7 protein-coding genes are annotated in these 6,439 nt (G+C 59.8%); 3 read left to right on the top strand and 4 right to left on the bottom strand.

The genetic code is table 11. The features are described from left to right. Positions 1 to 188: 188 nt before the first annotated feature. From BN4575_RS06475 to yiaY, 3 genes are all read right to left on the bottom strand, one after another. Positions 189 to 818: an NAD(P)H-binding protein gene (locus BN4575_RS06475; RefSeq protein WP_068977587.1), complete on the bottom strand. Its 630-nt coding sequence runs from the start codon at positions 816 to 818 to the stop codon at positions 189 to 191. 182 nt (positions 819 to 1,000) lie between these two features. Then, the gene (gene bamE / locus BN4575_RS06470; RefSeq protein WP_042018688.1) at positions 1,001 to 1,339 is read right to left on the bottom strand and encodes an outer membrane protein assembly factor BamE; all 339 of its coding nucleotides are present in this window, start codon (positions 1,337 to 1,339) and stop codon (positions 1,001 to 1,003) included. A gap of 136 nt (positions 1,340 to 1,475) precedes the next feature. After that, positions 1,476 to 2,627, bottom strand: coding sequence for an L-threonine dehydrogenase (gene yiaY, locus BN4575_RS06465; protein ID WP_068977586.1), 1,152 nt, complete (start codon positions 2,625 to 2,627; stop codon positions 1,476 to 1,478). A 382-nt stretch (positions 2,628 to 3,009) separates the two neighbouring features. On the opposite strand from yiaY, the gene udp reads away from it, so the two are divergent. Then, positions 3,010 to 3,765: a uridine phosphorylase gene (gene udp, locus BN4575_RS06460; RefSeq protein WP_042018691.1), complete on the top strand. Its 756-nt coding sequence runs from the start codon at positions 3,010 to 3,012 to the stop codon at positions 3,763 to 3,765. Positions 3,766 to 3,934: 169 nt separating this feature from the next. On the opposite strand, the gene BN4575_RS06455 is transcribed toward udp, so the two are convergent. Next, positions 3,935 to 4,663, bottom strand: a complete 729-nt coding sequence (locus BN4575_RS06455; RefSeq protein ID WP_083221005.1) for an RluA family pseudouridine synthase — start codon at positions 4,661 to 4,663, stop codon at positions 3,935 to 3,937. A 224-nt stretch (positions 4,664 to 4,887) separates the two neighbouring features. Between BN4575_RS06455 and rihA the strand changes: the two genes are divergently transcribed. Continuing rightward, positions 4,888 to 5,823 (top strand): pyrimidine-specific ribonucleoside hydrolase RihA, encoded by a 936-nt coding sequence (rihA, locus tag BN4575_RS06450; RefSeq protein WP_068977584.1) that lies wholly within the window; start codon positions 4,888 to 4,890, stop codon positions 5,821 to 5,823. Positions 5,824 to 5,856: 33 nt separating this feature from the next. After that, positions 5,857 to 6,324, top strand: coding sequence for a hypothetical protein (locus tag BN4575_RS06445; RefSeq protein ID WP_068977583.1), 468 nt, complete (start codon positions 5,857 to 5,859; stop codon positions 6,322 to 6,324). Positions 6,325 to 6,439: the final 115 nt, after the last annotated feature.

Raw genomic sequence — 6,439 nt, 5'->3', positions numbered from 1 at the left:
GGGCAGTTTGTATTACCGGCCCGAAGGGAGCGAAGTTATCCCCGCTGCGTGAAGCCGAGACCACAGAAGTATGGAGTTAAAAAAACCAATAAAAACAATGCCAGTCAGGCTTAACTGACTGGCATTAAGCCAGCTGGCTTGCCCTTTGTTTTAACGGCTGTATGCAAAAGCGGTGGAAAAGATCGGGTTCAGAGGGCCAGCAACTGCTCGTTCTCGACAATCTCGCACCCGGCGGGCAGTTTCGAGAGGGCGATCATGGCGCGGGCTACCTGCTGGGCCTCGATGGCGCGCCAGCGGGCGAGCTTGCCCACCAGCAGCGGCCGAAACAGCGGGTAGATGGTCTGAAAGATCTGCTCGGAGAGGCGCGGTGGCTGGCGATCCCCCAGCAACATGGCGGGCCGCACGATGGCGAGCCGTGGCCAGGATTGGGCCAGCAGGGCCTGCTCCATCTCCCCCTTGGTGCGCGGATAGAGGGCCGGTGAGCCTGCGCTGGCTCCCATGCTCGAGACCACGATCAGCCGTTGACAACCGTGGCGGCGGGCCAGCTCGGCAAAGGCGAGCACATAGTCAAGGTCGACCCGGCGAAATGCCTCGGCAGAGCCCGCCTCCTTGCGGGTGGTACCGAGGGCACAGAAGGCGATATCGACCGGGCGGGAGAGGGTGACGCTGGCCAGATCATCAAAATTGACCGGTAGCCAATTGTGCGCCTCCTTGCCCGGCTTGCGACAGAGCAGGGTCAGTTCATGTTCGGCAGGCAGTTGCTGCAGCAGTTCGCGGCCGATAAGGCCGCTGGCTCCGGCAATCAGGATCCGGCTCATGGGGTTTCTCCCTGTGTCATTCGATGGTGTTGATGCCATGGTGGCTGCTCATCAGCATCAGTCAATTTGCGAGCCGCTGCAATGGGGGGAGATGACATCGCATCGTCTGACAAGATAACGGGCAGGATAAATAGCGAGGGCTGGATAAAACAAAACCGGCGCGAGGCCGGTTTTGCGGAATATCAGAGCGGGGTATTGAAGGCCGCTGGCAGCGGGAAGTCACCCGTCACCGTGGTGAGCCGCTCATTGGCAAAGGTCACGGTGAGCTCTTTACGCTCCTTGTCGCCGTGGCCCGGCTGGAATTCATAGAGGTAGTACCAGCTGTTGGGGTCAAAGCCGTCGCGCAGCATGGGGCTGCCCAGCACATAGCTGACCTGCTCGCGGGTCATCCCCTGGCGCAGTTTGTCGACCTGTTTTTGTTCCACGTAGTTGCCCTGGGGAATATCAATGCGATAGACCAGGCTGCAACCGGAGAGGGTGAGGGCGGTCAAAGCCGCGGCAATCAGGTGTTTCATCCGCATATCGAGTTCAGATCATCCATACAGTCTTTTTGGCTCGGCAAATCATACCGACTCCCTCCACGGAAGTAAAAAGCCATTGATCCATCAGCCAATAAAAAGGGCCGCAGTGCGACCCTTATCGGCAATCAGGCAACCATTACATGGCGGCGCGGAAGATGGCGACGATCTCTTCGTGGCTCGCCTGTTTCGGGTTGGTGAAGCCGCAGGCATCTTTCAGGGCGTTGCTGGCCAGGGTATCGAAGTCATCGGCTTTGACGCCGAGCTGCTCCAGACCGGCCGGGATCTTCACATCCAGCGCCAGCTGCTTGATGGCGGCAATGGCGGCGGCGGCACCCTGCTCATCGTTCATGGCGCTCACGTCCACACCCATGTAGCGGGCCACCTCTTTCAGGCGGGCGGCGCTCACCTGGGCGTTGTAAGCCTGAACGTGGGGCAGCAGCACGGCGTTGCAGACACCGTGGGGCAGATCGTAGAAACCGCCCAGCTGGTGGGCCATGGCGTGTACGTAACCCAGGCTTGCGTTGTTGAAGGCCATGCCAGCCAGGAACTGGGCATAGGCCATCTGCTCGCGGGCGTGCAGATCATCGCCCTGATGAACGGCGGTGCGCAGGTGCTTGGCGATCAGCTCGATGGCCATCACGGCGCTGGCATCGGTCACCGGGGTGGCGATGGTGGAGACATAGGCTTCGATGGCGTGGGTCAGGGCATCCATACCGGTGGCGGCGGTGAGGCCGGCCGGCTTGGCCAGCATCAGCTCGGGGTCGTTGACCGACATCAGCGGGGTAACGTGCTTGTCGATGATGGCCATCTTCACGTGGCGCGCTTCGTCGGTGATGATGCAGAAGCGGGTCATCTCGGAGGCGGTACCGGCGGTGGTGTTGATGGCGATGAGCGGCAGTTGCGGCTTGGCGGAGCGATCCACCCCTTCGTAATCCTTGATGCTGCCACCGTTAGCGGCAACCAGCGCGATGCCCTTGGCGCAGTCATGGGGCGAGCCGCCGCCCAGCGAGATGACGCAGTCGCAGCCGTTGGCCTTGATCATCGCCAGACCCGACTCGACGTTGGTCATGGTGGGGTTCGGCTTGGTTTCATCGAAAACCACGCTTTCAATACCATGTTCAGCCAGCAGGGTGGTGAGCTTGGCGACCACGCCGATCTGGTTGAGGATCTTGTCGGTCACGATCAATGCCTTGCGATAGCCGTAACCCTTGATATCGGCGGCAGCCTCTTGCAGACAACCGGCACCCATCAGGTTGATTGCAGGAATATAGAACTTGAATGTAGCCATGATGGACTCCCTATAGTTAGCCATTTAGTGGTAATTGAGGGCTAAGTTACCATCATGGGTGGGATACAAAAGCATCTTGTTTACAACTTTACGGGGTCGATCACGAGTCGTTAATTAAGCGCTGAACCAGACTTGACTTTCCCGCTTAGTGTTCACTTTTCAGAAAAACGTTTGTCAATTATTTCATTGGGTTAGCAAACGTTTTGCGCGGAGTTTGTCACTGTCAATGCGTGGAAGTGTGAGGCGCTTCAAGGAATTGGAAAGCGCTTTCGACCATAGTTGGCGCCTCCCCAAAGAGGGGGGTAAAGGCTTGAAAGTATCATAAAGAATCATCTTAACTTGCGCCCTGACCATGCTGGCAGGGGGCAACCAGGAGTCCAATATGTCTGATGTATTTCACTTGGGTTTGAAGAAAGCGGATCTGCAAGGCGCCACCCTGGCGATCGTCCCCGGTGACCCCGAGCGCGTCAAGCGCATCGCAGAGATGCTGGATAACCCGGTGCACCTGGCCAGCCATCGTGAATTCACTTCCTGGCGCGGCGAGATGGACGGTAAGGCCGTGATCATCTGCTCTACCGGTATCGGTGGCCCGTCCACCTCCATCGCGGTAGAAGAGCTGGCCCAGCTGGGTATCAACACCTTCCTGCGTATCGGCACCACCGGCGCCATCCAGCCGCACCTGAACGTGGGTGACGTGATCGTCACTACCGGTTCCGTGCGCCTTGACGGTGCCAGCCTGCACTTTGCACCGATGGAGTTCCCGGCTGTTGCCGACTTCGACTGCACCACAGCGCTGGTCAACACCGCCAAAGAGATGGGCTCCAAGCTGCACATCGGTGTGACCGCCTCTTCCGATACCTTCTACCCGGGTCAGGAGCGTTACGACACCGTATCTGGCCGCGTAGTGAGCCGTTTCCAGGGTTCCATGAAAGAGTGGCAAGCCATGGGCGTGCTGAACTATGAGATGGAATCCGCAACCCTGCTGACCATGTGCACCAGCCAGGGCCTGCGTGCCGGTATGGTGGCTGGCGTTATCGTCAACCGTACCCAGCAGGAAATCCCGAACGCCGAGACCATGGCGAAAACCGAATCTGATGCCATCAAGATCGTACTGGGTGCTGCCCGCAAGCTGATCTGATAGCAGAGCTCTTGTTACAAGAGCACCGAGTGGGGGGTGGGGGCCGTTGCGAAAGCGCGGCCCCTATCTTTATCCGCCGTTTGCCTCTGTTCTTCTCCCGTCATCCCTTTCACTGCTCCCGCCGCACTCGCGCTGATTGCCATCTACTGACGGCCTCTACCCATTGCCTCTAAAAAGGGGCGGCACAGCGGATCTGCATCGGCTCGCCGTTTACCGGATGAGTAAAGTCCAGCTCGCTGGCGTGCAGCATCAGCCGCGGCGCCTGTTCGCAACCCGGTTGCAGCAGACCGCCATAGAGATCGCAGCCGAGGATGGGGTGGCCCAGCAACTGGCTGTGGATGCGCAGTTGATGAGTGCGGCCGGTCTCAGGCACCAGCCGCACCCGGGTCAGTGGCACAACCTGGCCTTGCATCTGCTGATCCAGCCGCTCAATCACCTGATAGCGGGAGCGGGCGGGTTTACCGCTGGCGGCGCAGATCTTCATCAGCGGAAAGATCGCCGGATCCTTGGCAATGGGGGCGTCGATCATCCCCTCATCGTCAGCCAGATGGCCGCAGAGCAGGGCGCTGTAGGCCTTGCTTACCGCCCGCTGGCTGAACTGCTGGCAGAGCAGGGCGTTGATGGTCTTGTTTTTGGCCACCACCATGATGCCCGAGGTACCAAAATCTAGGCGATGCACCAGGGTGCAGCCGGGGTGATCCTGCACCAGTCGATAGTGAACCGAGTCGAGGTTCTGCGGGTTCTTGCCTGACAGACTCAGCAGGCCGCTTGGCTTGTTGATCAGCAGCAGGTGCTCATCTTCAAACAACGTCTCGATGACGGCACTGCAGGGCGGGGCGATAAAGGTGTCGACGATAACGGACATAGGGCACACGGGCTGAAAACGGGGGGCGATCATACCCGAACCGGCGCGGCCGGGCGAATGGGCGGTGCGCTGTCTCGGGAAATGAACGGGATTGCGCCATGCACCCTCTTGATAATGAGCCGCTTTGATCGCGCGACGGCGTGAAGTGCAAACCCTTCTGGTCACCAACAAGGCCCCGTTTTGTGACCCCTTCCCGAGTTCATCCGAAGCTTGCTTGTTAAGGTATGGCTCCCTGTTATGTTGTAAGGACCCTTTCCATGGAACTGCCCGTTATTCTCGATTGTGATCCCGGCCACGACGACGCCATTGCCCTCATTCTGGCGCTGGCCAGCCCTGAACTTAAGGTGCTGGCGGTCACCACCAGCGCGGGCAACCAGACACCGGATAAGACCCTCAACAATGCCCTGCGCATCCTCACCCTGCTGGGGCGGGACGATATTCCGGTGGCCGCGGGGGCGCCGAAGCCACTGGCCCGCGAGCTGATTATTGCCGACAACGTCCACGGCGAGTCGGGGCTCGATGGTCCCAAGCTGCCGGATCCCGCCTTTGCGCCGCAGGCCATGACGGGGGTTGAATTGATGGCCAAGTGCTTGCGCGAGAGCCCGCAGCCGGTGACCCTGGTACCGACCGGGCCACTGACCAATATCGCCCTGCTGTTGGCGGCCCACCCGGAGCTCAAACCCAGGATTGCCCGCATCGTATTGATGGGGGGCACCGCAGGGGCGGGCAACTGGACCCCGGCGGCGGAATTCAATATTTATGTCGATCCGGAAGCGGCCGATATGGTGTTCAAGTCTGGTATTCCCATCACCATGTGCGGCCTCGATGTGACCCATGAGGCGCAGGTGATGGATGAGGATATCGAGCGGGTGCGCGCCATCACCAATCCGGTGGCCCAGTGTGTGGCTGGGCTGCTCGACTTTTTCATGATTTACCACCGGGATCCCAAGTGGGGATTTGCTGGCGCGCCGCTCCACGACCCCTGTACCATTGCCTGGTTGCTGGCTCCCGAGTTGTTCCACGGGGTCGAGTGCCGGGTCGATATCGAGACCAGTGGGGAGCATACAGTGGGGATGACGGTGGTGGATCGTTATGGTCTGACCGGCAAGCCAGCCAATGCGCTGGTATTGCTGGGGCTGGATCGTCCGGGCTTTATCGATCTGCTGGTGACGCGGCTGCGGGCGTTTGACTGAGCGCCGGTTCATTTTTGCAAGAAGGGGCGGGGAATGTGGAAGAGAGGCTTGGTGCTGCTGGCCGGGTTGCAACTGACGGGCTGTGCGACGCCATTCGAGCGGATGTGGCAGGGTCTGGCGACCTGTGAATTTACCGATCTCTATGTAGATGAGACGGGCAGGGCCGCCAATCTACAGCTGGCCAACTACACCCCCTACAAGGTGAGCGACGGCTTTGCCTGGTACAAGGTGCACGAGGAGCTGCACGGCTTGCCAGTGGTCGGTTTTATCGTGCCTGCCGCAAGCTTTGAAGTGCACGCCCTGTTTGTCGATACCCCCATCGCCAACGCCCGCCGGTTGACCCACAACGCCTACGGCAGCGAGTTTAGTGACGAGCAGAAGCATGACGAGGGGTTGGCGCCCCTGCTGCTGCGCGACCCCAACAATCCCAAACGATCCATCATCGATTGCACCAAGGGGGAGTCCGACGAGGAGCTGCAGGATTCGGCCATGCCGGAGTAGGGCTGCCATCACCCTATCCCCCTGTCAGCCTGAAACATGCGGCCGGAAAATAGAGGGGCCAGCCTTGTCGGCTGGCCCCTCTATTTATTTAGTACAGAGTGTTATTGCAGAGCTG

The organism is Aeromonas sp. EERV15 (genome assembly GCF_900079845.1).
GTDB classification, from domain to species: domain Bacteria; phylum Pseudomonadota; class Gammaproteobacteria; order Enterobacterales; family Aeromonadaceae; genus Aeromonas; species Aeromonas sobria.
Note: the sequence above shows the minus strand (reverse complement) of the source record. Positions and strands in the feature narration are given on the sequence as shown.

What these genes read in the sequence shown, in the direction of transcription:
- BN4575_RS06475 (WP_068977587.1), bottom strand. Translation starts at nt 818, where the DNA reads ATGAGCCGGATCCTGATTGCCGGAGCCAGCGGCCTTATCGGCCGCGAA.
- bamE (WP_042018688.1), bottom strand. Translation starts at nt 1,339, where the DNA reads ATGCGGATGAAACACCTGATTGCCGCGGCTTTGACCGCCCTCACCCTC.
- yiaY (WP_068977586.1), bottom strand. Translation starts at nt 2,627, where the DNA reads ATGGCTACATTCAAGTTCTATATTCCTGCAATCAACCTGATGGGTGCC.
- udp (WP_042018691.1), top strand. Translation starts at nt 3,010, where the DNA reads ATGTCTGATGTATTTCACTTGGGTTTGAAGAAAGCGGATCTGCAAGGC.
- BN4575_RS06455 (WP_083221005.1), bottom strand. Translation starts at nt 4,663, where the DNA reads ATGATCGCCCCCCGTTTTCAGCCCGTGTGCCCTATGTCCGTTATCGTC.
- rihA (WP_068977584.1), top strand. Translation starts at nt 4,888, where the DNA reads ATGGAACTGCCCGTTATTCTCGATTGTGATCCCGGCCACGACGACGCC.
- BN4575_RS06445 (WP_068977583.1), top strand. Translation starts at nt 5,857, where the DNA reads ATGTGGAAGAGAGGCTTGGTGCTGCTGGCCGGGTTGCAACTGACGGGC.